At 74.6% G+C, this 25,958-nt stretch carries 22 protein-coding genes and 1 pseudogene; 14 read left to right on the top strand and 9 right to left on the bottom strand.

Going from position 1 to position 25,958, the window contains the following annotated elements; all coding sequences use genetic code 11:
• Positions 1 to 6: 6 nt before the first annotated feature.
• Entirely contained in the window at positions 7 to 1,242 is a 1,236-nt protein-coding gene (locus IPM45_07405; GenBank protein ID MBK9179394.1) for a beta-lactamase family protein, read from the bottom strand.
• 41 nt (positions 1,243 to 1,283) lie between these two features.
• On the bottom strand, positions 1,284 to 1,820 hold the full coding sequence (locus tag IPM45_07400) for an NUDIX hydrolase family protein (protein MBK9179393.1): 537 nt from the start codon (positions 1,818 to 1,820) through the stop codon (positions 1,284 to 1,286).
• Between the two features lie 102 nt (positions 1,821 to 1,922).
• Between IPM45_07400 and IPM45_07395 the strand changes: the two genes are divergently transcribed.
• From IPM45_07395 to IPM45_07375, 5 genes and pseudogenes are all read left to right on the top strand, one after another.
• Positions 1,923 to 2,198, top strand: coding sequence for a hypothetical protein (locus IPM45_07395; protein MBK9179392.1), 276 nt, complete (start codon positions 1,923 to 1,925; stop codon positions 2,196 to 2,198).
• Between the two features lie 248 nt (positions 2,199 to 2,446).
• A complete protein-coding gene (locus IPM45_07390) occupies positions 2,447 to 3,736 on the top strand; it encodes an aspartate aminotransferase family protein (GenBank protein MBK9179391.1) in 1,290 nt (429 codons plus the stop codon).
• A gap of 26 nt (positions 3,737 to 3,762) precedes the next feature.
• A pseudogene (locus IPM45_07385) lies at positions 3,763 to 5,325 on the top strand (FGGY-family carbohydrate kinase).
• Between the two features lie 108 nt (positions 5,326 to 5,433).
• Positions 5,434 to 5,637 carry a cold-shock protein gene (locus tag IPM45_07380; GenBank protein ID MBK9179390.1) on the top strand — a complete coding sequence of 68 codons (204 nt, stop codon included), beginning with the start codon at positions 5,434 to 5,436 and terminating at the stop codon, positions 5,635 to 5,637.
• A gap of 16 nt (positions 5,638 to 5,653) precedes the next feature.
• A complete protein-coding gene (locus IPM45_07375; GenBank protein MBK9179389.1) occupies positions 5,654 to 6,415 on the top strand; it encodes a glucose 1-dehydrogenase in 762 nt (253 codons plus the stop codon).
• A gap of 7 nt (positions 6,416 to 6,422) precedes the next feature.
• Here the strand turns inward: IPM45_07375 and IPM45_07370 are convergent, their stop codons facing one another.
• Positions 6,423 to 7,769: an alpha-L-fucosidase gene (locus IPM45_07370; GenBank protein ID MBK9179388.1), complete on the bottom strand. Its 1,347-nt coding sequence runs from the start codon at positions 7,767 to 7,769 to the stop codon at positions 6,423 to 6,425.
• 130 nt (positions 7,770 to 7,899) lie between these two features.
• On the bottom strand, positions 7,900 to 8,379 hold the full coding sequence (locus IPM45_07365; protein ID MBK9179387.1) for a rhodanese-like domain-containing protein: 480 nt from the start codon (positions 8,377 to 8,379) through the stop codon (positions 7,900 to 7,902).
• A 422-nt stretch (positions 8,380 to 8,801) separates the two neighbouring features.
• On the opposite strand from IPM45_07365, the gene IPM45_07360 reads away from it, so the two are divergent.
• The 5 genes from IPM45_07360 to IPM45_07340 all read left to right on the top strand — a co-directional run bounded on the left by IPM45_07360 (position 8,802) and on the right by IPM45_07340 (position 14,769).
• Positions 8,802 to 9,191 (top strand): VOC family protein, encoded by a 390-nt coding sequence (locus tag IPM45_07360; protein ID MBK9179386.1) that lies wholly within the window; start codon positions 8,802 to 8,804, stop codon positions 9,189 to 9,191.
• Between the two features lie 75 nt (positions 9,192 to 9,266).
• Positions 9,267 to 11,168, top strand: coding sequence for a TIGR03767 family metallophosphoesterase (locus IPM45_07355; GenBank protein MBK9179385.1), 1,902 nt, complete (start codon positions 9,267 to 9,269; stop codon positions 11,166 to 11,168).
• An 88-nt stretch (positions 11,169 to 11,256) separates the two neighbouring features.
• The gene (locus tag IPM45_07350; GenBank protein MBK9179384.1) at positions 11,257 to 12,453 is read left to right on the top strand and encodes a DUF3089 domain-containing protein; all 1,197 of its coding nucleotides are present in this window, start codon (positions 11,257 to 11,259) and stop codon (positions 12,451 to 12,453) included.
• A gap of 57 nt (positions 12,454 to 12,510) precedes the next feature.
• A complete protein-coding gene (locus tag IPM45_07345) occupies positions 12,511 to 13,353 on the top strand; it encodes a MurR/RpiR family transcriptional regulator (GenBank protein ID MBK9179383.1) in 843 nt (280 codons plus the stop codon).
• A gap of 78 nt (positions 13,354 to 13,431) precedes the next feature.
• Positions 13,432 to 14,769, top strand: a complete 1,338-nt coding sequence (locus IPM45_07340; GenBank protein MBK9179382.1) for a DUF459 domain-containing protein — start codon at positions 13,432 to 13,434, stop codon at positions 14,767 to 14,769.
• A gap of 6 nt (positions 14,770 to 14,775) precedes the next feature.
• Here IPM45_07340 and IPM45_07335 read toward each other — a convergent pair whose 3' ends face one another.
• Positions 14,776 to 15,822, bottom strand: coding sequence for an aminotransferase class V-fold PLP-dependent enzyme (locus IPM45_07335; GenBank protein MBK9179381.1), 1,047 nt, complete (start codon positions 15,820 to 15,822; stop codon positions 14,776 to 14,778).
• A gap of 129 nt (positions 15,823 to 15,951) precedes the next feature.
• On the opposite strand from IPM45_07335, the gene IPM45_07330 reads away from it, so the two are divergent.
• Complete coding sequence (locus IPM45_07330; GenBank protein ID MBK9179380.1) at positions 15,952 to 17,559, top strand: TauD/TfdA family dioxygenase; 1,608 nt, start codon at positions 15,952 to 15,954, stop codon at positions 17,557 to 17,559.
• Between the two features lie 300 nt (positions 17,560 to 17,859).
• On the opposite strand, the gene IPM45_07325 is transcribed toward IPM45_07330, so the two are convergent.
• The 3 genes from IPM45_07325 to IPM45_07315 form a co-directional block, all read right to left on the bottom strand.
• Positions 17,860 to 19,077, bottom strand: a complete 1,218-nt coding sequence (locus tag IPM45_07325) for a cytochrome P450 (protein MBK9179379.1) — start codon at positions 19,075 to 19,077, stop codon at positions 17,860 to 17,862.
• A gap of 64 nt (positions 19,078 to 19,141) precedes the next feature.
• Entirely contained in the window at positions 19,142 to 19,369 is a 228-nt protein-coding gene (locus IPM45_07320) for a zinc ribbon domain-containing protein (GenBank protein MBK9179378.1), read from the bottom strand.
• A gap of 100 nt (positions 19,370 to 19,469) precedes the next feature.
• Entirely contained in the window at positions 19,470 to 21,398 is a 1,929-nt protein-coding gene (locus IPM45_07315) for an acyltransferase (GenBank protein ID MBK9179377.1), read from the bottom strand.
• A gap of 224 nt (positions 21,399 to 21,622) precedes the next feature.
• Here IPM45_07315 and IPM45_07310 point away from each other — a divergent pair, with 224 nt between their 5' ends.
• Positions 21,623 to 22,522 carry an alpha/beta hydrolase gene (locus IPM45_07310; GenBank protein MBK9179376.1) on the top strand — a complete coding sequence of 300 codons (900 nt, stop codon included), beginning with the start codon at positions 21,623 to 21,625 and terminating at the stop codon, positions 22,520 to 22,522.
• A gap of 45 nt (positions 22,523 to 22,567) precedes the next feature.
• Here IPM45_07310 and IPM45_07305 read toward each other — a convergent pair whose 3' ends face one another.
• Positions 22,568 to 23,275 carry a DUF429 domain-containing protein gene (locus tag IPM45_07305; protein MBK9179375.1) on the bottom strand — a complete coding sequence of 236 codons (708 nt, stop codon included), beginning with the start codon at positions 23,273 to 23,275 and terminating at the stop codon, positions 22,568 to 22,570.
• A 61-nt stretch (positions 23,276 to 23,336) separates the two neighbouring features.
• Here IPM45_07305 and IPM45_07300 point away from each other — a divergent pair, with 61 nt between their 5' ends.
• Both IPM45_07300 and IPM45_07295 read left to right on the top strand, forming a co-directional pair.
• Positions 23,337 to 24,341: a mechanosensitive ion channel family protein gene (locus tag IPM45_07300; protein MBK9179374.1), complete on the top strand. Its 1,005-nt coding sequence runs from the start codon at positions 23,337 to 23,339 to the stop codon at positions 24,339 to 24,341.
• Between the two features lie 39 nt (positions 24,342 to 24,380).
• Positions 24,381 to 25,949 (top strand): AMP-binding protein, encoded by a 1,569-nt coding sequence (locus IPM45_07295; protein ID MBK9179373.1) that lies wholly within the window; start codon positions 24,381 to 24,383, stop codon positions 25,947 to 25,949.
• Positions 25,950 to 25,958: the final 9 nt, after the last annotated feature.

The following is a 25,958-nucleotide window of genomic DNA, read 5'->3' as shown; positions in this document are numbered from 1 at the left end:
GCGACGTCAGCCGGTGAGCGCCTGGTGCACGAGCTGCTTGAGCTGCGAGCGCAGCGGGTGGGTGCTCGAGGGCAGCAGCTGGGTGAGGAACACCACCGTCAGCTCCTCGTGCGGGTCGACCCAGAAGAACGTGCTGGCCGCGCCGCCCCACGAGTAGTCGCCCACGCTGCCCGGCACCTTGGCCTTCACCGGGTCGAGCGTGACCGAGAAGCCGAGGCCGAACCCCACCCCGTCGAACGCCGTCTCCGCGAACAGCGGCCGCCCGAACGCCGTGAGGTCGACGCCGCCCGGGAGGTGGTTCGACGCCATGTAGTCGACGGTGCGTGGCGCCAGCAGCCGCACCCCGTCGAGCTCGCCCCGCTGGAGCAGGAACCGGGTGAAGCGGTGGTAGTCGGCGGCCGTGGACACCAGGCCGCCCCCGCCGCTGAAGCAGTGAGGACGGGTGAGGGCGGCCGCGCCCATGGCGTCCGTGCGGACGGCCCGCCTGCTGCCGGGCGTGGGCACGTAGAGGGCGGCGAGCCTCTCGTGGTCGGCCTCGGGCACGGAGAACCCGGTGTCGGTCATGCCCAGCGGCCCGAAGATCCGCTCGGCGAAGAAGCGGTCGAGGGGCATGCCGGAGAGCACCTCGACGAGCCGGCCCAGCACGTCGGTGGACACCGAGTAGTTCCACTCCGTTCCCGGCTGGAAGAGGAGCGGCATGGCGGCCCAGCGGTCGCAGACCTCGGCCAGGTCGGCACCGGGCGGCGTGCCCCACTCGAAGCCGGCCTGGCGGTACAGGGCGTCGACGGGGTGGGCCTGCATGAAGCCGTACGTGAGCCCTGACGTGTGCGTGAGCAGGTGCCACACCGCGAGCTGCTCGGTCTGCGGCTCGGTCACCGGGCTCACGGCCGAACCGGCCCGGAACACCCTGGTGTCGGCGAAGGCGGGGAGGTACCGGCGCACGGGGTCCTTCAGCTCGAAGGCGCCCTCCTCCCACAGCATCATGGCGGCCACCGAGGTGATCGGCTTCGTCATGGAGTAGATGCGGAACACGGTGTCGGTCTCGACAGGGAGGCCCGCCTCGACGTCGCGGTGGCCGTAGGTGTCGAGGTGGAACACGCGGCCGCCCCGTGCCGCCACCACGAGCCAGCCGGGCAGCAGGCCGTCGTCGACGTAGCGGCCGAGGCGCGACCTCACCCGCTCGAGCCGGTGGGGGTCGACCCCCACCTCCTGCGGTGCGACCTCGAGCTCGATCCCGGCCACGGTGTCCCCCCTGCGGCGATGGCTGGCGGGAGGTTAGGCGCTCAGGGAAGGCAACCGGCGAACGCGAGGGCGAGCCGGACGAGGCGGTCCTGGCCGCCGGTCATCTCCTCCCGCACCGCCTCGCTCACGGCCTCGTCGGGGGTCACCCACACGAAGTCGAGCGCGTCGCCGGCCGGGGCGCACTCACCGCTCACGGGGACGACGAAGGCCAGGCTCACGGCGTGCTGGCGCGGGTCGTGGAAGCCGGTCACCCCCGGGTCCGGGAAGTACTCGGCCACGGTGAACGGCGACGGCTGAGGCGGCACGCTCGGCCAGGCCGCGGGCCCCAGATCCTTGGCCAGGTGGCGCAGCAGCGCCTCGCGGACCGTCTCGCCGTAGAGCACCCGCCCGCTCACCACGGCCCGGCTGACGGTCCCGTCGGGCCGCACCCGCAGCAGGAGCCCCACGTGCGTGAGCCGCCCGGCCATGTCGAGGCGCACGGGCACGGCGTCGACGTAGACCATGGGCACCCGGCCCCGCACGAGCTCGAGGTCGTCGGGCGCGAGCCAGGTGGTGTCGGTGACGGGGTCGATCGACATCGCCCGACGAGTCTGGTGGCTCGCAGGGTGGGCACGCCAGGCCGCCAGGTGTGCCACGCTGGGCCCGGATCGGACCGGGGGGCGACGATGGGCTGCGGTTGCTTGGTCGTGCTGCTGGGGTCGGCGTTCCCTCGCCTGGCCCTGGCGATCACGTGGCTGTTCACCGATCGGGTGAGCATCGCCTTCGACGGGTGGCTCCTGCCCCTTGCCGGGCTGGTCTTCCTCCCGTACACGACGTTCTTCTACGTGCTCGCGTACGCCCCCATCGGCGGGGTCGGCGGCATCGGCTGGCTGTTCGTGCTGTTCGGGTTCCTCCTCGACCTGAGCTCGTACTTCGGGGCCGGCAAGACCAACCGCGATCGCTACGCCGCGGCCTGAGCCGACCCTCGGGGCGGCGCCGGCACGCCGCCCGGCGCGCCGTGTTCCTAGAGTGACGGCCGTCGCCGGACGAGCAGGGAGGGGCCGTGGCCGACGAGCAGGGCACCGCTGACGGGGGCGCCGGGGCGGGCGACGACACGTCGCGCTTCCTCGACGCGCTCTACCCGTACCGCCGACGCTTCGAGTCGCACCACCGCCTGCCCGAGCGGGGCGAGCCGCCCGCGCGGGTGCTCGACGAGCTGGCGGCCATGGCCGCCGAGGAGGACCGCAAGGGCGACGAGGGCCGGGTGTCGGGCTCGATCTACCACGGCGACCACGAGTGGTACGGCTTCCTCACCGAGGCGTTCGGCCGCTTCGCCCACGCCAACGTGCTGCAGCGCGACATGTACCCGAGCTCCACCAAGCTCGAGGGCGAGATCGTCGCCATGACGGCGGCGATGCTCCACGGGGAGGCGGTCGGCGACCACCATCCGGGTGAGGAGGTGTGCGGGGTGCTCACCTCGGGCGGCACCGAGAGCCTCATCAACCCGATGCTCGTGTACCGGGAGTGGGGCCGCGACGTGAAGGGGATCACGGCGCCCGAGGTGATCATGCCCGTGACCGCCCACGTGGCCCTCGACAAGGCCGCGCACTACTTCGGCATGCGCGTGCTGCACGCGCCCGTCACCGACGGCTACGTCGTCGACGTCGACTGGGTCGCCGACCACGTCGGCCCCGACACCGTGGCCCTCGTGGGCTCGGCCGGCAGCTACCCGTACGGTCTGGTCGACCCCATCGAGGCCCTCTCCGAGCTGGCCGTGCGGCACGACCTCGGTCTGCACGTCGACGGCTGCCTGGGCGGGTTCATCCTGCCGTGGGGCCAGCGGCTGGGCTACCCCATCCCGCCGTTCGACTTCCGGGTGCCGGGCGTGACGTCGATCTCGGCCGACACGCACAAGTACGGCTACGCGCTCAAGGGCACCTCGGTCCTGCTCTACCGGAACAAGCAGCTCCGCCGCTACCAGTACTTCACGTACCCGGACTGGCCGGGTGGCATCTACCTCTCGCCCGGCCTCTCGGGGAGCCGCTCCGGTGGGCTGATCGCCGCCACCTGGGCGGCCATGGTCACCCTGGGCGAGGAGGGCTACCTGGGCATCGCGGCCGACGTCTTCGGCACCGGGGCCGCGCTGCGGGCCGGCATCGAGGCCATCCCCGGGCTCCGGGTGATGGGCGACCCGACGTTCCTCGTGGCCTTCACGTCGGACGAGGTCGACATCTTCCACGTGAACGACCGCCTGGCCGAGCTGGGCTGGCGCCTCAACGGGCTGCAGCTGCCGCCGGCCCTGCACTTCTGCGTGACCAGGCCCAACACCGCACCCGGCGTGGTCGACGCCTTCCTGGCCGACCTGGCCGACGCCGTCGAGTACGCCCGCAACCCTCCTCGACCCGAGCCGAAGTCGGGTGCGCTGTACGGCCTGTCGGGCACCCCCGAGGGCAACGCACTGGTGAACGACCTCCTCGCCGGGGCCATCGACGCGTTCTACGAGGTCGCTCCGTGACGGCGGGCTCCCGCCCGCCCCAGCAGCGCCACGTCCTCTGCGTCGACCTGGGCACCGGCGGCCCGAAGGTGGGCCTGGTGTCGATGGCCGGCGAGCTGGCCTGGCAGGAGCACACCCGCATCGAGACCCGCCACCTCCCCGACGGGGGCGCGGTGCAGGACCCCGACCGCTGGTGGCACGCCGTGAGCTCGTCGGCGCGCCGCGCCCTGGGGTCGGGGCTCGTGCCGGCCGACCAGGTGGAGGCCGTGTGCTGCACCGGGCAGTGGGGGAGCACGGTGCCGGTCGACCGCTCGGGCGCCGTCGTCGGTGAGTGCCTCCTCTGGATGGACGGGCGGGGCGAGCGCTACTCGTCGGCCGTGGTCGGGGGGCCGGTGAGCGGGTACGACCCGCGGAAGCTCTGGGCCTTCGTGCGCAAGACCGGTGGTGTGCCGTCGCCCCTCGGCAAGGACCCACTCGGCCACGCCCTCTACCTCCGCAACGAGCGCCCCGACGTCTACGCCGCCGCGGCGCTGCTGCTCGAGCCGATCGACTTCCTCGGGCTGCGGTTCACCGGCCGGGCCGTGGCGTCGCCCGCCACCATGGTGCTGTCCTGGCTCACCGACAACCGAGCCGGCGGCACGCCCTCGTACGACCCCGAGCTGGTCCGGCTGTCGACGCGCGACGCCGACCGGCTGCCGCCGCTCGTGCCGACGGCGTCGGTGGTCGGCACCGTGCTGCCCGAGGTGGCTGCCGACCTCGGCCTGCCGCCGGGCGTGCGCGTGGTCGCCGGGGTCCCCGACCTCCACACCGCCACCTTCGGCTCCGGGGCGGTGCGCGACTACGAGGCCCACCTCTCCATCAGCACCACGTCGTGGATCGGCTGCCACGTGCCGTTCAAGCGCACCGACCCCGTGCGCCAGATCGCGTCGGTGCCGGCCGCGGTGCCCGGCCGGTGGGTGATCGCCAACAACCACGAGACGGCCGGCCTATGCCTCGAGTGGCTGCAGCACGGCGTGATCGGCGCCGACGACGGCCTCACCCCCGGCTCGGGGGAGCCGCCTCTGGGCGAGCTCGACGCCCTGGCGGAGCGGGTCGCGCCCGGCAGCGGGGGCGTGCTGTTCGCCCCGTGGCTCGCCGGTGAGCGCTGCCCGGTCGACGACCGCACCCTGCGGGGCAGCTTCCACAACCTCTCCCTCTCGACGACGCGTGCCGATCTGGTGCGCGCCGTGCTGGAGGGCGTCGCCCTCAATGCCCGCTGGATGCTGGGAGCGGTCGAGCGGTTCCTGAAGCGGCCCGCCGACCCGCTGCGGTTCCTGGGCGGCGGCGCCCGCTCCGACCTGTGGTGTCGCATCCACGCCGACGTGCTCGGGCGGAGGGTCGAGCGGGTGGCCGACCCGCTCACCGGGAGCCTCCGAGGGGCGGGGCTCCTCGCCGGCGTCTCGCTCGGCGCCATCCGGCTGGACGACGTGCGGGCACTGGTGCCGGTGGACGCCACCTTCGCGCCCGACCCCGCGAACCGCGCCGTCTACGACGACCTCTACGCCGAGTTCCCCGGGCTGTACCGGGCGCAGAAGAAGATGTACGCCCGTCTCAACGGGCGGCGCTCGTAGGCCGGGCCGCGCCGCCCGCCCCGGCTCGGTACCCTCTGGCATCTCCCGGTGCCCGCTCGCCAGCACCGCAGGGGCACCCGGGGGCGACACACGGCGAGGAGCGATCCCTTGGCAACTGGCATCGTGAAGTGGTTCAACGCCGAGAAGGGGTACGGGTTCATCACCCGGGACGACGGGGGCGACGACGTCTTCGTCCACTTCTCGGCCATCGAGGGCACCGGGTACCGCTCGCTCGAGGAGGGGCAGCGGGTCGACGTCGAGGTCGGTCCGGGCCGCAAGGGCGAGGAAGCCAAGTCCGTCCGGGTGATCTGACACGGTCGAGGCGCACATGCGAGGCGTGCAGGAGCTGTTCGACCTCTCGGGGCGGGTCGCGCTGATCACCGGGGGCAGCCGCGGCCTCGGCCGGGAGATCGCGCTGGCCTTCGCGGGGGCCGGCGCCGACGTGGTGATCGCCAGCCGGAAGCTGGACAGGTGCGAGACCGTGGCCGGCGATGTCGCCGCCCTCGGCCGCTCGGCGCTCCCGCTCGCCTGCCACGTGGGCCGGTGGGCCGACCTCGACCGGTTGGTCGACACGGCCTACGACCGGTTCGGCCGGGTCGACGTGCTCGTGAACAACGCCGGCATGTCGCCGCTCTACCGGTCGCTCCCCGAGGTGAGCGAGGAGCTGTACGACAAGGTCCTCGACGTCAACCTCAAGGGCCCGTTCCGTCTCATGGCCCTGGTCGGCTCGCGCATGGCCGCCGGGGACGGGGGCTCGATCATCAACATCTCCAGCATCGCCTCGCTGCGGCCGGGCGCGCACGAGGCGCCCTACGCGGCGGCCAAGGCCGGGCTGAACGCCCTCACCGTCGCCTTCGCCCACGCCTACGGGCCGACCGTTCGGGTGAACGCCATCGCCGCCGGGCCGTTCCTCACCGACATCTCGAAGGCGTGGGACATCCGTGCCTTCGAGAGCCACGCCCGCCAGGCCTTCGCCCTCGGGCGAGGCGGGCACCCCGAAGAGGTGGTGGGGGCGGCGCTGTACTTCGCCACCGCGGCCTCCAGCTTCTGCACGGGAGCCGTGCTCCGCCTCGACGGCGGCGTGCCGTAGCCCCCGGTCAGCTCACCGGCACGGGGGTGATCCGCAGGGCCCATGCGGGCTGCTCGTCGGGCACCTCCGGGAGGCGGACCAGCAGGCCCCGGTCGAGCTGCTCCCACGGGAGCGTGTCGGAGCGGCCGAGCAGGCGCACCTCGGCGTGGGCGGCGACGCCCAGGCCCTCCAGCACCACCTCGGCCGCGGTCGGCACGCCCAGCACCATCGCGTGCAGGCCCCCGTCGCCCACCGTGTAGCGCACGTCGAGGCCGTCGGCGGTCCGGCCTGCGGGAGTGGCCCACGGCCGGGTGCCGTACGCGGCTTGGCCGTTGACGTGCAGCCACTGGCCCAGCGCGAGCAGGCGCTGGGCCTGCAGCCACGGCACCGCGCCCGCGCCGGTGGGGCCGACGTTCAGCAGGAGGTTGCCGCCCCGGCCGACGACGTCGGCGAACAGCCGGACCAGCTCGGCCGCAGGCAGGTGGTCGGCGTCGCCCTCCTGGCGGTTGAAGCCGAACGACGTCCCGATGCCCCGGCACGCCTCCCACTTGCGACCCGCCGGGGGCGCCTCGGTGGAGTACTCGGGCGTCACGAAGTCGGCGTGCAGGTCGCCCGAGCTCTGGCGGACGAAGTCGAACCGGTTGTTGATCACCCCGTCGGGCACGCGCGCCAGGTAATCGCGGAAGAGCGCGGGGAGGTCGGCCGAAGCCGGGTAGCCGATGTCGTTCCACAACAGCGCCGGCTCGTAGCGCTCGACGAGCTCGCGCCAGTGGGCGTCGGCGTAGGCGCGGTACTCGTCGCTCTGCGGGATGGCGCGGATCATGGCCGGGAAGCTGTCGATGGGCGGGCCGCCGAAGGTCCAGTCGAGCCCTCCCGAGTAGTACGTGCCGAACCGCATGCCGCGTGCCCGCACCTCGGCGGCCAGCTCGCCCACCAGGTCGCGCCGGGCGCACCAGTCGGCCCGGCGCGGGTTGGGCGTGCGCGTCGGCCACAGGCAGAACCCGTCGTGGTGCTTGGTCACGAGCACCACGTAGCGGGCGCCCGCCCGGGCGAACAGGTCGGCCCACAGGTCAGGTCGCCAGCCGGCGTGACCGGCCTGGAAGGTGCGCACGAAGGCCTCGTAGGGGAGGTCGCCGTAGACCGCCCGATGGTGCTCCCACACCGGGCTGCCCTCGATGGCCAGGGAGTTCTGGTACCACTCGACGTAGGGCGATCGGGCGAAGGCCTCCTCCCATCCGCGCGACTCGGCCAGGTCGAACGGCGAGGGTCCCACCGGCGCGAAGGCCGGGACGGCCGCTGCGGTCCAGTGCACGAAGATCCCGAGCTTGGCGTCGTCGAACCAGGCGGGCAGCGGGCGGTCTGCGAGGTCGTCCACGCCCGGATCATCGCAGCCCGGCGCCGGTTCCGACCCGATGGGTGGCCGGGCCGGGTTCCCCGCGAGGGGGGTTCCCCGCGGCGGGGGTTCCCCGCGGCGGGGGGCTCCCCGCGGCGGGCGGGTGCCGGCGTCAGCCCACCGCGCCGGTGACCGGCACGCCGGCGGCAGCCAGATCGGTGAGGGCGCCGGCGTCGAGGACGGTCCAGCCGGCCGCCGCCAGCTGTTGCGCCGCGATGGCCGACCGCCGTCCCGAACGGCAGTACACGAGGACGGTGTCGCCCCCGTCGAGGACCTCGTCGGCTCGCTCGACGAACCCGTCGGCCTCGACGTCGACGTTGAGGGCGTCCTCGACGTGACCGGCGGCGAACTCCTCGGGGCTGCGGACGTCGACCACGACGACCTCACCGGCGGCGATGGCGGCCGCTGCCTCGTCGGCCCCGACCACGGTGGCCGACGCGGCAGGATCGGCGGCGCCAGCCCCGGCGGCGACGCTGGTCGCCGTCGGCGCGGGCTGCGCCGACGCGAGGGTGTTGTCGTCCCCGCACGCGGCGAGCCCGAGGGCGAGGGCCAGCGCGGTGGCGGCGCCGAGGGTGGCTGCTCGTCGGTTCATCGGGGTCCTCCGCGGGGGTGGGTGCGCCACCGATGCTGCCAGGCCCTCGTCTCGTTCCCCAACCCGGCCGCTTGCCCACCGTCGCGTCGGGTGCGCCTGGGACGTCGTCGGCGCGATGGGGACCGGGCGGCACCGATGCGCGTCGCGTCGGGTGCGCCTGGGACGTCGTCGGCGCGATGGAGACGGCGGGCGGGGTGCGCCGGTGCCGGCGCGAGCGATGGGGACCGGGTGTCACCGATGTGCGTCGCGCCGGGTGCGCCTGGGACGTCTTCGGCGCGATGGGGACCGGGCGGCACCGATGTGCGTCGCGTGGGGTGCGCCTGGGACGTCGTCGGCGCGATGGAGACGGCGGGCGGGGTCCGGCGCTGCCGGCGCGATGGAGACCGGCGTACGGTTGGCGGCGGCCCGACCAAGGAGGCACGGTGACCCTCGACCGGATCGAGTTCCTGAGCAGCCGGCCGTCCCTCGAGGTTCGTGACCTCGGCCGGTCGATCGCCTTCTACCAGCAGGTGCTGGGGTGGCGTGCCCTCGTCACCACGGGTGAGCCGCCCACGTTCGCGCTCGTCGGCGTGGATCGGCCCCTGCTGGCCCTCGCCGAGGCGGCTGAGCCCGCCGTCGCCGGGATCGCCGCCTGCTACGTCGACGTGGTGGGCGTCGAGGCCCTGGCCGCCCGCTGCGGGGCCGAGGGCGTCGAGATCGTTGCGCCGCTCACCGACCACCCGTGGGGGATGCGCGACCTGGTGGTGCGCGACCCCGACGGTCACCTGGTGGCCCTGGGCGAGCAGGTGGAGCGGCGCGGCCTCGACCTGTGATTCCCCCGCCGTGAGGCGGGCGGTGGTGCAGAGCGGTGACGTGACGCACGCCGCTCACCTGCAAGACTGACGGCCATGTCCGGTCTGTCTCGTCGCCAGTTCCTGCAGCGGTCCGCACTGCTCGGAGGGGCGTTCGGGCTCGCTCCCACCGCCGTCGCCGACGCCCTGGCACCGCTTCAGGCGCCGGTGCGGGGCCGGGGTCCGCGCCGCGAGGCCGACGGTGGCTCCGGCGGCCCGCTGGATGCCCGCACCACCCTGGCCGCCACCATCGCGAAGGCCGACCCGACGGCGCTCTACAGCGGCCTGCGGGCCGCGGCCGGCGAGCCGTTCCTGGTGCGCACCGACCTGGGCGTGGGCCCCGGCGCCGGCCGGGCCCGGGCCCGGCGCTCGCTGCTGTACTTCGGGCAGATGTCCGACACCCACATCATCGACACCCAGAGCCCGGCCCGGGCCGAGGAGCTGGTGTACCTCGTGGGCTTCCTCGGGGGCCTCGTGAGCAACTCCTGCCGGCCGCAGGAGCCCCTCACCACGCAGGTGCTCGAGCAGATGGTCCGGGCCCTCAACGCGGTGCCCACGAGCCCCGTGACGGGGGCGCCTTGCGCGTTCACAGCGGTCACCGGCGACCTCACCGACACCCGCAACTCGCTCGAGCTGCGCTGGCTCATCGACGTGCTCGACGGCGCCCCCGTCGTCGCCAACTCGGGGCTGTTCGACCAGTACCAGTCGGTCCAGGCCTACCCGGAGTGCACGTACGCCTGGCATCCCGACGACCCGTCCGGCGACATCTTCGGGCAGGGCTACGGCTACCCGGCCCACCCGGGTCTGCTCGGCGCGGCCGCGTACCCCTTCGCCAGCCCCGGGCTGCGCACCCCGTGGTACGCGGTGTCGGGCAACCACGACTCGGTGTTCATCGGGGTGCTCTACGCCGAGCCCGACTGGCTCGACCCCCTGGCCCTCGGTGGCAACAAGTTCACCGAGGTGGTGCCCCTGGCCTCCGAGCTGATCCTCCCGATGTTCGAGCCCAGCCCGTCCACGCCCCAGGCGCTCGAGGCGGTGTGGCCGAGGATGCAGCCCGGGCCCGGCATCCGGGGGGTGGCACCCGACGTGCGACGGAGGCAGTTCTCCACCCAGGAGACCATCTCGATGCTCCTCGCCTCGCCCGACGTGCCGGGGCCGGTGGGGCACGGGTTCACCCCGGCCAACCTGGAGCAGGGCACGTCGTGGTGGGCGCACGACGCCGGCCCGGCGATCCGCCTGATCGGGCTCGACACCAACAACCACACCTCGGGTGCCGACGGGTCCATCCCCGAGGTCCAGTGGCAGTGGCTCGAGGCCCAGCTGCGGGCGGTGTCGTCGCGCTACTACGACCCGACCGGCCAGCTGGTCACCCAGGCGGTGGCCGACAAGCTCGTGATCGTGTTCAGCCACCACACCAGCTGGACCATGGACAACCTGGCCCAGGACCCGCTCGGTCCGCCGCTGGTGCTCCACACCGGCGACGAGCTGGTGGCCCTGCTGCTGCGGTTCCCGAACGTGGTGATGTGGGTGAACGGCCACACCCACGCCAACACCATCCTGCCGCACCCGAGCCCGCGCGACCCCGGTGCGGGGTTCTGGGAGATCAACACGCCGAGCTGCATCGACTGGCCCCAGCAGGGCCGCCTGCTCGATCTGGTCGACAACGGCGACGGCACGCTGTCGGTGTTCACGATCACGACCAACCAGGCCGCCGACCCGTCGACGGGTGGGTCGGGCTACGGCACGGGCCGGCTGGCGTCGATCAGCCGGGAGCTGGCCGCCAACCTCTGGTACATCCCCGGCGAGCCGCTGTACGGCGCCCCGGAAGACCGCAACACCGAGCTCGTGGTGAAGGCTCCGTTCGACCTGTCCCGGCTGAGCGACGCTGCCCTGGAGGCGGCCGAGATGGAGCGGGCGGCGCTCCCCCTGCGGCCCCGGCGGGTGCCCGCTGGGGTGTAGCCGCCGGCGCGGGGTGGGCTCCACCGGCACCCTCGTCGCGGGGCGCCACGGCGGTCCTGGAGCCGCCGCGCGCCCTGGAGCTGCTCCCGTGATCGGGCGTGCCGCCCGCTGGCCTGCGCTGGCCGCCGCCCTGCTGGTGCTGGCTGCGTGCTCGGGGCGGTCCGACACGGGCGGGTCGGCGGGCGCCGAACCCTCGCCGGCGACCACGGCCACGGCCGTGACCGAGGGGCCCGGTGCCGGCTACCGCAGCGACGTGTACGCCGATCCGGCGCGCTGGCTCTGCCGCCCCGATCTCGCCTCCGACCCGTGCCGGGGCGACCTCAGCACCACGGTGGTGCGCGCCGGCGGCGCGACCGAGGTCGTGCCGGGGGCGCCGGCGGCCGACCCGCCCGTCGACTGCTTCTACGTGTACCCCACGGTGAACGTCGGGCGGCCCACTGCCAACGAGCCGTTCGACGGCGACTACGCGGCGGAGACGCAGGTGGCCCGGAGCCAGATCGCGCCGTTCAGCCGCTCGTGCCGGGTGTTCGCCCCCCTGTACCGGCAGTCGACCCTGTCAGGCCCTCCCGAGGCGTGGGACGTCGCCTACGCCGACGTGCTCGACGCGTGGAAGCAGTACCTGGCCGACGACAACGGCGGGCGGGGCGTGGTGCTCCTCGGCCACTCCCAGGGCTCGGGTCACCTGAACCGGCTGATCCGCGAGGAGGTCGACCCGTCGCCGGCCCAGCGTGATCTCCTGATCGCCGCCTACCTGCTGGGTTCGGGCGTGCGGGTGCCCGAGGGCGGCGACGTCGGCGGCGACTTCGCCGAGGTGCCCGCGTGCCGGTCGGCCGACCAGACCGGGTGCGTGGTGTCGTACGCATCGTTCCGCTCCACGTCGCCCCCGCCCCCCGACAGCCGGTTCGGCAGGCCCTGGAGCGACGGCTCGGGGCAGGCGCTGTGCACGAACCCGGCTGCGCTGGCCGGCGGGGCCAGCCCGCTCGACCCGGTCTTCTCGGCCCGACCGGGGCTGGCCTTCGCGCCCGGTGCCGCCGACGTGACCGAGCCGACCACCCCCTACGTGGCCCTGCCCGGCCTGGTGACCGGCGAGTGCGTGGAGCGCAACGGCTTCTCCTACCTCGAGATCACGGTGCAGTCCGATCCCACCGACCCTCGAGCCGACGACGTCGTCGGCGACCTCGGCCCGTGGTGGGGGCTCCACATGGTCGACGTGCAGCTGGCGATGGGCGATCTGCTGGCCCTGGTCGCCTCGCAGTCCGACGCCTGGCTGGCCGACCACGGCTGAGCGGGCGGGGCCGTCCCACCCCCTCCGGTGCGGGCGGGTGGTGCCAACATGGCTCCGATGGACGTCGGCGGGCTGATCCGCGAGCGGCTCGATCGCTGCACGCCCGCCGAGCGCCGGGTGGCCGAGGTCGTCCTGCGCCACCCCCAGCTGGTGGCCTTCGGCACCGTCGCCCAGGTGGCCGAGCGGGCGACGACCAGCGGCTCGTCGGTGGTGCGACTGGCGGCCAGGCTCGGCTTCGACGGGTTCCGAGCGCTCCAGGAGCAGGTGCAGGCCGAGCTGGCAAGCCGCCTCCGCCCGGCCACCGAGCGGATCCGGCTGCCCGCCGCCGGCGACGTGCTCGGCCGCGCCCTCGCCACCGAGCTCGACAACGTGCAGGGCACGCTCGACGCGGTCGACCGCCACCGCTTCGACCGGGCCGTGGGGCTGCTCGCCGACCTCGACCGGCCGCTGCTGGTGCTGGCCGGTGACGCCTCTCGGGGCGTCGGCACCCAGGTGTCGACCGAGCTGTCGATGCTGCGCTCGGAGGTGATCCAGGTCGGGGGCGATCCGGTGGCTGTGGCCCGCCTGCTGGCCGGGGTGGGGCCCGGGCCGGTCGTGCTGGCCGTCGACCTCGGTCGCTACGACCGCTGGCTGGTCGATGCGGTGGCGCTGCTGATCGGCGAGGGCGCGAGCGTGGTGGCGCTGAGCGACAGCCCCCTGTCACCCCTCGGGCGCAGCACCGACCTCCACTTCGACGTCGTGGCCGAGGGCGCCGGTCCCTTCGACAGCTACGTGGGTGCGCTGGCGCTGCTCGGTGCCCTCGTGGCCGCGGTGGCCGAGCGGCTCCGAGCAACCGCCACGGGGTCGCTCGACCGGGTAGAGGCGGCGTGGCGCGAGACCGGCGCCCTCTTCGACGGTTGAGCGGCGCCGGGCCCGGCGCCGGCGGCCGGTGCCCGCGGTCCGGATCGGCAGGGTGAGCCACTACCGTCTGGCCGTCCCATGAGCCACGAGGAGCACCCCGAGGGCGGGCGCCGAGAGCGCCGGCAGAGCCGCCGCCGCCACCGGCGCCGGATCGTCCTCGCGCTCGTGCTGGTGGTGGTGATCGCCGCGGCCGCGGCCGGCCTGGGCGTGCTGTCCGACCAGGAGGCGGCCGCGCCGGCGGCGGCCGCGGCGGCGCCTCCGGTGCGGGCCTCGACGCCCGACGGCCCCGTGGTCGAGGTGCCGCTCGGCGCGCTGGGCGGCGCAGATGGCGACGAGCTGCCGCCCGCTCGGCCCCTCACGCCGGCCGCCCCGCTGCGGCTCTGGGTCGGCGGCGACTCGCTGGCCGGTGCCCTCGGCATGGTGCTCGGGCCGCAGACGGCGACCACCGGGGTGGTGGCGCCCACCTACGACTCGCACGTGTCGAGCGGCCTGGCCGACGACGACGTCGTCGACTGGGAGCGTCGAGCAGCCCAGCAGGTCGCCAGGGTCGATCCCGAAGCGGTCGTGTTCGTGATCGGCACGAACGACGCCGTGGTGGTGCCCGACGGCGCGGCCGCCGAGGCCTGGCTCGACGACTACGCCGACGAGGTCGGCGGGATGATGGACCTGCTCTCCAACGGCGGGGTCCGCCCGGTGCTGTGGGTCGGTGCCCCCACGCTGAGGGACCAGGACCTGTCGGCCAAGGCCGAGCAGGTGAACGAGGTGGCGGCCCGAGAGGCGGCTCGCCATCCCGGGGTGACCTACGTCGACGCCTACGAGGTGTTCAGCGCGCCCGAGGGCGGCTACGCCGATCACCTGGCCGGGGTCGACGGCGACGTGGTGCGGGTGCGCAACACCGACGGTGTCCACTTCACGGAGGCTGGCGCCGAGCTGCTCGCAGCCGTCGTCTTCGAGCTGCTCGACGGCCGGTGGTCGATCAGCGAGCAGGCCGACCCGAGCCGGCCTCAGCGGGTCCGGGTGTCCCCCGGCGGCGAGGGCGGCCTGCCGTCGGGCTCCGGGTCGACCGGCTGGTCCGGTTCGTCGGGCTCGTCGGGCTCGTCGGGCTCGTCGGGCTCGTCCGAGGCTGGCGGGCGCACCACTACCACCACCACGAGCGAGGGCGACGGCACTGGCAGCGGAGGTGGCACGTCGACGACGGCACCGGACGACGGCGGCTCGTCGACGACGGCGCCCGACGGCTCGGGGGACGGGTCCGGGTCGGGGTCCGGGTCGGGCGACGGGTCGGGGGACGGGTCCGGCGACACCGGCGCGGCCGGCCCGACGACGAGCATCTCGATCCCCTCCGACCTGCTCGACCCCACCACCACGACCCCGCTGGCCGCCGCGACCTCGGTCCCGTCCGCGCCGGCGGGCTGACCCCGCTCAGCCGTGCCGGGCCACCACCGCGGCCACGCCGGCGGCGAAGCGATCCACGTCGTCCTCGGTGGTGTCGAAGGCGGTCATGAACCGCACCTCCGACGCCGGCTGGTCCCACACGTAGAAGAACGACCACGCCTGCAGCTCGGGGATCGCGGCCGGCGGTAGGACCGCGAACACGCTGTTCACCTCCGGGCGCCGGCTGAGGGGGACGCCGGCGACGTCGAGTCGGCCGGCGAGGCGTGCGGCCATGGCGTTGGCGTGCGCCCCGTTGCGGAGCCACAGGTCGTCGGTGAGCAGGGCCTCGAACTGGGCGGCGACGAAGCGCATCTTCGACGGCAGCTGGCCAGCCTGCTTGCGCACGAACCGGCCGGCGTCTCCGAGCTCGGGCCGGAGGAACACCACCGCCTCGCCGTACATCATCCCGTCCTTGGTGCCGCCGAAGCTCAGGGCGTCGACCCCGGCCTCGGTGGTGAACGACCGGACGTCACCCCCCAGGGCGGCGGCCGCGTTGGCGAGGCGCGCTCCGTCGAGGTGCACCAGCATCCCGTGACGATGGGCCTCGGCCGCCAGCGCGGCCACCTCGTCGGGCCGGTAGAGGGTGCCCAGCTCGGTCGACTGGGTGATCGACACGACCTTGGGCTGCACGTGGTGCTCGTCGCCGAGGGCGTGGATCTGGGCGGTCACCTGCTCGGGACGGAGCTTCCCGTCGGGGGTGGGGAGAGCGATGAGCTTGGCGCCCGTGAAGCGCTCGGGGGCGCCGCACTCGTCCACGTTGATGTGGGCCGTCTCCGGGCAGATCACCGCCTCGTAGGGCGCGAGCAGGCACTGCAGCCCGACCACGTTGGCACCGGTGCCGCCCCAGCAGAGCAGCACTGCCACCTCTCGACCGAACAGCTCGGCGAACCGGGCCGACGCGCGCCGGGTCCACGGGTCGTCGCCGTAGGCCACGGCCGATCCGTGGTTGGCTGCCACCAGGGCGGCGAGGACGTCCGGGTGCACCCCCGAGGCGTTGTCGCTGGCGAACGACGCGGCGGGGGGCGGCGGCAGCACGGTGCGAACCCTAGCGAAGACGTCCTGGAACGAACATGTCAGAGGGCGGCCACACTCGGCACGGACGTGCCAGAATGATCCTGGCAGCGTTGCCGCCGGACCCGTCCCGCGCCGCCCGTGGAGCCAGCCATGACGACCCTGCACCCGCACCTTCCCGCCACCGCCCCGTCGGCCCACCCCACCCACTCGGGTCTCGTGGCCCTGGTCGACGCGGTGGCGCCCGGCACCGTGATCGCCGTCGACGCCCTCCCCGAGAGACTGCAGCCGGGTGCTGTCCCGCTGGTGGTCCTCACCGGCGCCGAGCTGCCCGGCTCCCCGTCCGACGAGCTGGTGCGCCACCTGCGGGCCGGCGGCCGGGCTGTCCTGGCAGTGGCCCCGCCGGCGGCGCCGTGGGCGGGGCACCGGCTCGGGTTGTGGCCCCTGGCCGCGCCCGGCGCCCGGCCGGTGGCGCTCCCCGCAGCCGACGACCCCCTGGTGTTCGACCCGTCGGTGACGGCTCGTGTCGTGCTGCCCGAGCTCGACGGGCTGCGGCTGGCCGGCGACGATCTGGTCGCGCTGGCCGGCGGCACCGGCCGAGCCCTGGCCGAGGTGGAGGGCCGGGCCGTCGCGCTGGTCGTGCCGGTCGGCGCCGGCACGCTGGTGGTGCTGGGCGGCGTACGGCTGCTCACGAACCGCTGGATCGCCGCCGCCGACAACGCCGCCGTGCTGTCGTGGGCCCTCACCGGCCACCCCCACCCGGCCGCCCCCGATGTCGTGCGCGCGCACCGCCCGGACCCGGCCCGGCACCACGCTCCCGTCCCGGTGGTCGACGCGCACGGCGACACCTCGCTGCTGGCGCTCCTGCCGCCGGCCGACGTCGCCGTGGCCGCGCCCGAGTTCATGGCCGCCGCCGCTCGGGCCGCCCGACTCCTCCCGCCCGAGGTGCACGACGCCCTCGTCGGCTTCGTCGACCGGGGCGAGCCTGCGGGCGCGCTGCTCCTGACGGGCATGCCCGTGGGCGACGTGCCTCCCACGCCCCCCAGCCCGACGGCGTCCACCGGCAAGGACCACGTCAGCGAGCTCTCGCTGCTCACCGTGGGCCGCCGTCTGGGCCAGCCGGTCGGCTACGAGCCCGAGCACGGCGGCGATGTCGTGCAGAACCTGCTGCCGACCGCCAGCGACGTCGACCGCCAGACCTCCACGTCGTCGGGCGTGGAGCTCGAGTTCCACACCGAGACCGCCTTCCACCGGCATCGCCCTCGCTACCTGTTGCTGATCTGCCTGCGCGGCGACCCGGCCGCGGCCACAACGCTGTGCTCGGTGTCGGAGGTCCTCGATCACCTGCCTCTCGGGGTGCAGCAGGTGCTGCGCGAGCCGAGGTTCCGCACCGGGGTCGACGAGTCGTTCACCGGCCGGCGCTCCGACCGCCTGGGCCGGCCCATGCCGGTGCTGTCGGGCAGCGAGGACCGGCCCACGTTCGTGTTCGACGCCGATCTCATGGTGGGCATCGACCAGGAGGCCGAGGACGCGCTGCAGGAGCTGCGGGCCGTGATCGGCCGCCAGCACGTGTCGGTCACGCTCGCTGCCGGCGACCTGCTGGTGGTCGACAACGCCGTGGCCGTCCACGGGCGGAGCCCGTTCGCGGCCCGGTTCGACGGCACCGACCGCTGGCTCCAGCGGGCCTTCGTGGTGGCCGACCTGGCCCCGTCTGCGGGCGAGCGCGTCGGCCGGGTGCTCACCACCCGCTTCGCCCCCTGATCGCCGGTCGCCGGGCCGGCACCCACCCCCGGTTCGGGTGGCGGTGGGGGCGCGTGGGGTGTCGTGGGCGCGTTCGAGACGTGGGACGTGGGGTTCGGGTGGCGGTGGGGGCGCGTGGGGTGTCGTGGGCGCGTTCGAGACGTGGGACGTGGGGTTCGGGTGGCGCTGGGGGCGCGTGGGGTGTCGTGGGCGCGTTCGAGACGTGGGACGTGGGGTTCGGGTGGCGGTGGGGGCGCGTGGGGTGTCGTGGGCGCGTTCGAGACGTGGGACGTGGGTGCGGCCGCGGAGTCCGGGCGACGATCAGTGGCCGGGGTCGAAGCGCAGGGGGAGGTGCTCCGGGCCCCAGATCCCGGCGGTGGCCGGCTTCCACCTGACGGGGCCGTCGAGGGCCAGCCCGGGCATGCGCCGGGCCAGCAGCGGCAGCGCCTCCTGGAGCTCGGCGCGGGCCAGCCAGGCGCCCAGGCAGTAGTGGATGCCGCTGCCGAACGTGAGCTGGGGCTGGGTCGAGGGCTCACGGGTGATGTCGAACCGCGTGGGCTGGTCCCACGCCTCGGGGTCGTGGTTGGCGCTCACCAGGCTGGGGAAAACCAGCGTGCCCGTGGGGAACAGCACGTCGCGGTACTCGATGTCCTCCGAGGCGTAGCGGCCCGTGCCCCGCACGGCGCCCAGGCAGCGCATCGTCTCCTCCACCGCGCGGGGCGCCAGGTCGGGGCGCTCGCCCAGCAGGGCCCACTGGTCGGGGTGCTCGGCGAACAGGGCGACGGAGCAGGCCAGCTGGTTCCGGGTGGTGTCGGTGCCGCCGATGATCACGGCCTCCACCATGATCACCAGCTCCTCGTGCGACAGCCGGTCGCCGGCCTCCTCGGCCGCGATCAGATCGGTGAGCAGGTCGTCGGCCGGCCGGGAGCGGCGCTCCTCGATGAGCTCGGTGACGTAGGCGTCGATCTCGTCGCGGGCCTGCACGATCAGCGGCAGGTCCTCGGCCAGGTTGGCGTTGAACACGCGCAGGATGTCGGTGGCCCAGCGGCTGAAGAGCTTCCAGTCCTGCTTGGGGGCGCCGAGCAGCTCGCAGATGATCGGGATGGGGTAGGGCTCGCAGACGTCGGCCACCAGCTCGCACCGGCCCTCGGGGGCCAGCGGATCCACCAGGCCGGCCACCACCTCGCGCATGAACGGCCGCAGCCGGTCGGCGGACCGCGGCGAGAACGCGGGTGCCACCAGGCGGCGCAGGCGGGTGTGCTCGTCGCCCTCGGCGGTGAGGATCGAGGTGCGGTTGCGGGACAGGAACCGCTCGTCGGTGATGCCCGAGAGCTGCGGGAGCAGGCGGGCCAGCTGGTGCCACCGCTTGTCGCGGAGCACCGCGATCACGTCGTCGTAGCGGGTGACCGAGTAGCCGAGCGGGGTTCGGGCCAGCCAGTGGCTCGACCGCACCTCGTCGAGCCTGGCCCTGGCCTCGTCGCGAGTGGCCGAAGCCAGGTCGATGGTGGGCAGGTCGAGCTGGTGGACCGGTGTCGTCATGGTGTCCCCCTCGGACGGGTGCTGCGCACGGGCGCTGCCCGTCGGTGACCGGCGCGGATGGAGCTCAGCCCGGGTAGCAGGAGCAGGCGCCGCCGCAGGGCGCGGCCGGGGCCGACGACGCCGCCGCCGCCGACGCCGACGCGGTGGCTCCCACGGCCGCGAACACCGACAGGACCCGGGTGGCACCCCGGTGACCGCCGGGGCACGTCGCCTCCGCACCCGACTCGGCCATGGGCCGGCGCAGCTCGAACGTGGTGTGGCAGGTGGGGCAGCGGTACTCGTAGAGCGGCACGCCACCAGGGTAGACGGCCACGATGCCGGGTCGGTCAGCCTCGTCGGGCTCCGCCGCATCCTGGTCAGAGGCGACGCAGACGGCCGAGATGCCGGGTCGGTCAGCCCACGTACTGGCGGATCAGCTGCGCGTAGTAGGCAGCGCCCTCCGGGCGCAGGTGGATGTCGTCGTCCCAGAACAGGTCGTAGCGCCCGGCGCTGGCGTTGTACCAGTCGAGGAACACGACGTTCGGGTAGCGGCTGGCGCCGGCGGCGACCGTTTGGTTCACCTGGCTCTCCCAACCGCGGGTGACCCGGACGTTCAGCACGACCACCTTGGGCACGCCCTGCAACACCTGCATCATCTCGTCGAACTGGGCGTCGTTGAACGTGCCGTTGTTGCCCAGCTGCACGACGACGGTGCCGGTGAGCTGCCCGGCGTCGCGGCGGGCGCGGAGCACCGCGACGCCGTCGGAGGCCTGCCGGCCCACCACCGCATCGACGATGATGTTGCCGCCGAAGGCCTGGCCGAGGGCCGTGGCCGCGCCGAGCATCACCGAGTCGCCGACGGCCACGGTCGCCGGCGCCGGTGGTGGTGGCGGGGTGGTGGCCGGCGGCGCCGTGGGGGCCGGGCCGGTGGGCGTGGCGGCCGGGTCGCCGGCCGGCCCGGCGGCGGGGGCGCTGGTGGGCACCGTGGTCGTCGGCGGTACCGCGGCCACGGTGGTGGTGGTCGCCGAGGCCAACACGTCGACCGGCTTGTCGGCGTTGCCTCGGTCGAGGCCGGGTCCGTTGGCGCCGGCGTTGAGGAAGTCGGGCAGACCGGGTTCGGGCGCGCGCACCAGCGCCAGCCCGAGCAGCCCGACCACCGCCACCGCACCGGTGGTCGCCCAAGCGGTGCGGGCCACCAGGCGGGTGCGGCCGAGGCCGCGGGCCAGGCGGATGGCCGCCAGCCGCCGGCCCAGCGCGCCCTGGCGCACCGGGATCTCCACGTAGCGGAACGAGAGCTCCGCGACGATGGCGGTGAGGGCCAGCCGGAACACGAGCAGGGGGACGCCGCTGATGGGCACGTCGAGCTCGGGTCGGGTGATCTGGTAGATCGGCCAGTGCCAGAGGTAGATGCCGTACGACCGCACGCCCACCCACCGCAGGAACGCCACGCCGAGCACGGTGACGGTGAGGCGCGAGGCCGGGTGCACGGCCACGGCGATCAGGGCAGCCGTGAGCAGCGACACCACCAGGAAGCCGCCCCGGTAGAGGAACGTGCTCGTCTCGCCGATGAGGAACAGGCTGGCGACGAGGCCGGCCAGGGAGGCCAGCCCGATGGCGTCGAGGACGGCCGGCGCGGCTCGCCCCGCCGGCTTCTTCAGGCGCCAGGGGCTCCAGAGGAACGCCAGGGCCACGCCGATCAGCAACCCGGCCGCTCGCGTGTCGAGCCCGTAGTACACCCGTGACGGGTCGCGATCGGGGCTGTAGAGCACCGCCATCAGCAGGGTCGAGGCGGCCACCCCGACCAGCACCAGGCGGAAGACGCGGCGGCGGCCCAGCCGGGTCATGCCCAGGGTGAACAGGAGCGGCCACAGCAGGTAGAACTGCTCTTCCACCGCCAGCGACCAGAGGTGCTGGAGCAGGGGTGGCCGGCCGAACGCCTCGAAGTACGACTGCCCGCTGAACGAGAGGTACCAGTTGGTGCTGTAGGTGAGGGCCGCGAGCACGTCGCCCCGGAGGCCCTGCAGCTCCCCGCGGAGGAACAGCGCCGAGAAGGCGATGGTGACGGCCAGCACGAGGAACAGCGCCGGCAGGAGGCGCCGGGCGCGCCGGAGCCAGAACTGCCCGAGGTCGATGCGGCCGGTGTCGCGCCACTCGGCGAGCAGCAGGGACGTGATCAGGTAGCCGCTGATCACGAAGAACACCTCGACGCCGAGGAAGCCCCCGGGGATCCAGGTCAGGTCGGCGTGGTAGAGCAGCACCGCGATCACGGCCAGGGCCCGCAGCCCGTCGAGGCCCGGGAGGTAGGGGAGGCGGGTGCCGGCGTGGGGTTGCCGCTCGCTCACCTCCACCACGAGAGCCTCCTGGGACGACATCGGACCGGCCCGGGCAGGGGTCGCGCCGGACGGGACCCGCGCGGACCCGCCCCCGACGACTCCACCCGAGCCCTACCAGGCTACGTGCTCCCGACCCCCCCGTCGGGGCATCACCCCGCGGCTTCGCGACGCGGTGAGGGGCGCCGAGGGTTCGGCGCGGGCCGGGTCGTGACGCCGGGCCAGGATCGACCACCATGGAGGTCGTGGCCGTCCAGCGCTCCGACGTCGAGGTGCGCCACGTGCGCCTCCGCGTCGAGGAGGCGGGGCGGGGTGGGCCGCCCCTCCTGCTGCTGCACGGCTTCGCCGCCAGCACGTTCACGTGGCGGGCGGTGCTCGAGCCGCTGGCGCAGCACCGCCGGGTGGTGGCCTTCGACCGTCCGGGGTTCGGGTGCTCCCAGCGGCCCGACCCCACCCACGCCATCGATCGCTTCTGGTACCGGCCGGAGGGCGCCGTGACGGCCACCCTCGGGGTCATCGACGCCCTCGGCCTCGACCACCCCGTCCTCGTGGGGAGCTCGGCCGGTGGAGCGGTGGCCGTGGGGGCGGCCCTGGCCCGCCCCGGCGGCATCCGGGCCCTCGTGCTCGTCGACGCTGCGGTGCTGCGTGGCGACGGCCCCCCGAGCGGCGTGGCCGCGGTCGCCCGGCTGCCCCTGGCGAGCCGGTGGCTGCCCTGGCTGTTGCGGGCCGGGGCGGCCAGGGCTGCGCGCCGGCCCGGTGCCCTGGCCGACCGGGCCTGGCACGACCCCTCGGGCATCACCCCGGAGATCGCCCGGGGCTACCTGGCGCCGCTCCGGGTGCCGGGGTGGGACCGGGCGCTCTGGGGGATGACCCGCGAGGCGGGCGGGCCGGGGCTCGAGGGGCGCCTCGGCGAGCTGGCCCTGCCCACGCTCGTGGTCACCGGCGACGACGACCGGGTGGTGCCGCCCGACAGCAGCCGCCGCCTCGCCGCGGCCATCCCGGGGGCCGAGCTCGTCGTGATCGACGCGGCCGGCCACCTCCCGCACGAGGAGCGGCCGGCCGCGTTCCTCGACGCCGTCGAGCGCTTCCTCGGGAGGGAGGCGCCGGCCGGGGTGCCCGAGATCAGCCGACCCTGACGGGTGCTCGCGCGCCGCCCGGGGCGGGGCCGCGTGGTTCGGGCGTCACACCACGATGCGCATGGGCCGCCCCCGGGCGTCGTGCCGGCCGCCCAGGGTCCGGTGGGAGCCTCGGTGGAAGCGCAGCGCGGACCACAGCACCGCGAGGGCGTCGAGGACGTCGTCGGGCCGGGCGCCCCGGGGGGTGGTGGGCGGCCGTCCGGCGAGACCGGGGAAGGCGCCGGCCACCAGTGCCAGGCGCTCGCGACGGCCCTGGGCCGAGCGCTTCGGCGCCAGCGCCGCGCCGGCGAGGGTGGCGAAGCTCACCTCGGGGTGCACCTCGACGAGCTGGTCGTCGAGAGACGGGTCGTCACCGAGCAGGCGGTCGAGCTCGCGGATCCTGGGGAGGAGGTGGAACGACTGCAGGGTGAGGCCCCGGCCGGTGCGGGCGCGGGCCAGCCGGTCGGCGGCGGCGTGGCTCGTGCACCCCAGCACGGCACGGGGCGGCGCCGGGAACACGGTGACGCCCCGGCGGCCGAGGATCGCCCGGGCGGCCAGGTCGGCGGGTCGTGGGCCGGACTCGGGCAACCCGATCGGCATGTCGACCCCGACGGCTGCGAGCTCGCCGCGGCGAAGGCGCGCTGCGACCTCCCCCAGGTCGGGCTCGACGCGAACGTCGAGCCGTCCGCGCCCCGACGGGCCGCTCTCGGCCACGAGCCAGCCGCCCCGGCACCCGTCGACGCCGGCCACGCGCGGCCGGGCCACGTCTCCCACGGCGCCGATGGTCGCGCGCCCGTGCGCCCGGTCCGGGCCGTCGCTGGCTACGGTCGGGCCGGTGGTGCCCGGCTCCCTCGCCCTTGTGCTGCTGCAGGCCGACGACCCCGGCCTGGCCCGGGCGTGCGGGGCCGACCCCGGGCTGCTGTGCGAGTGGGTCTACGACGCCACCGGGAGCCGGGGATGGGCCCGCGCCGTCGACCTGATCCTCGGCGCACCGCTCCACATCGCCCTCACGGTGGTGGTCGCCGTGGTCGTGGTCCGGCTGGCGCACCGGGCCATCGGCCGCTTCGTGGCCGGGATCACCCACGATCCCGTCGGGCGGGCGTCCCGGCGCCTGCGGCGGGCCTCGCCGCCATCCGCGCCGGGCCACCCCGCAGCGGTCCCCACCCGCACCCGGCAGCGGGCCCACGCCCTGGGGACGGTGTTGCGCAACGCCGTGACCGTCGGGGTGTGGGTCGTCGCCACCCTGGTGATCCTCGGCGAGCTCGGGGTGAACGCCGGGGCGCTGCTCGCCGGCGTCGGCATCGCCGGGGTGGCCCTCGGCTTCGGTGCCCAGTCCCTGGTCCGCGACGTGATCGCCGGCACCTTCGTGCTCCTCGAGGACCAGTACGGCGTGGGAGACGTCGTCGACCTGGGCGACGTGCGGGGCACGGTCGAGGCGGTCCAGCTCCGCGTGACGAGGCTGCGGGGTGACGACGGCACGCTGTGGCACGTCCCCAACGGCGACGTCCGCAAGGTCGGCAACCGCACGCAGGGCTGGGCCCAGGTGGTGCTCGACGTCGAGGTGGCCGCGACCGCCGATCCGGCTCGGGCCGGCGAGCTGCTGCTGGCCGCCGCGGGCGCCCTGGCGGCCGACACCGAGACGGGGCCCGACCTCGTCGCGCCCGCGGTGGTGAGTGGCCTCGAGGCCTTCGGGCCCGAGAGCCTCGTGCTGCGGGTGTCGGTGCGGACGGCGCCGGGCCGCCAGTGGGCGGTGGCACGGGCCCTGCGGTCGGCCCTTCGGGTGGCGCTGGCCGACGCCGGGATCGAGGCGTGGGTGCCGGCGCGCCCGCAGGCCGGCTGACCCGGGCGGCACCGCCGCCGCACCGCTACCCTTCGGCGCGTGAAGGAGCTGGTGTTCCCCCGGATGCTGCGCTCGGCGCTGGACTGCCACGCCGACAAGGTCGCCTTCCACGACGGCGGCTACGAGGCCACGTTCGAGCAGCACGGCGACCGGGTGTTCCGCCTGGCCCACGCCCTGCGGCACGGCTTGGGCGTGGAGGCGCACCAGCGGTTCGCGGTGATGGCCCTCAACGGCCACGAGTTCCTCGAGCTGTACCACGCGGCCTTCGTCGGGGCAGGGGTGGTGAACCCGCTCAACCTGCGCCTCGCCGGCAAGGAGCTGCAGTACATCCTCGGCGACTCGGGCACCGAGGTGGTGTTCGTCGACGCCTTCTTCGCCGAGCACCTCGCCCGCAACATCGAGGAGGTGCGCGACGAGCTGCCGCTGCGCACCGTGGTGCTCATCGGCGAGGGCGACGCCCCCCACGACGTGCGGTACGAGGAGCTCCTGGAGAGCGGTCATCCGGTGATCCCCGATGAGCCCGACGAGGACGACCCCGTGGTCCTCATGTACACCGGCGGCACCACCGGGCTGTCGAAGGGCGTGCTGCTCGATCAGCGGGCCGAGATGCTGAACCTCTACCACATCGGGATGGTGGTGGGGCTCGACGAGGATCGCGTCTACCTCCACCAGACGCCCATGTTCCACGCCGCGTCCATGGGCGGCGTGCTCGGCATCCCGGCCACTGGGGGCACCTCCGTCTTCTGCGGCATCTTCGACCCCGGCCAGGTGCTCGACCTGATCGAGCAGCACCAGGTGAACCAGACGGTGATGGTGCCGACGATGATCGCCATGATGCTGAACCACCCGGCCTTCGAGGTGGATCGGCTGCGCAGCCTCGACACCCTCGTGTACGGCGCCTCGCCCATGCCCATCGCGCTCCTGCAGCGGATCCGCGCGCAGCTGCCCGGCCTGCGGCTGTTCCAGGGCTACGGCATGACCGAGAGCTCGTCGGTGCTCACCCTGCTGACCGACCGCGACCACGAGGCGGGGGGCGAGCTGCAGGCGTCGGCGGGCCGCGCCGTTCCGGGCGTGCAGCTCAGCATCCAGGACGACGCCGGCAACATCCTCGACCCCGGCGTCACCGGCGAGGTGTGCGCCAAGGCCGGCAACTTCATGCTCGGCTACTGGAACAAGCCCGACGCCACCGAGGAGGCCTTCCGGGGTGGCTGGTACCACACCGGCGACGCCGGCTACCTCGACGAGCGGGGCTACCTGTACCTGGTCGACCGGGTGAAGGACATGATCGTCACGGGCGGCGAGAACGTGTACTCGATCGAGGTCGAGAACGCGATCGCCACGCACCCTGCCGTCGACCAGGTCGCGGTGATCGGCATCCCCCACGAGGTGTGGGGCGAGGCGGTCCACGCCATCGTGGTGCTCGTGCCGGGTGCCGAGGTCACCGACACCGACATCATCGAGCACGCCAAGCTCACCGTCGCCGGCTACAAGGCGCCGAAGACGGTGGAGTTCCGCGCCGAGCCGCTGCCGCTGTCCGGGGCCCTCAAGCCGCTCAAGCGCGAGCTGCGCCGGCCGTACTGGGAGGGGAGCGGGCGCTCGGTCAACTGACCGGCTCCC

It is taken from the genome of Acidimicrobiales bacterium, assembly GCA_016716005.1.
Classification (GTDB): Bacteria; Actinomycetota; Acidimicrobiia; order Acidimicrobiales; family JADJXE01; genus JADJXE01.
Note: the sequence above shows the minus strand (reverse complement) of the source record. Positions and strands in the feature narration are given on the sequence as shown.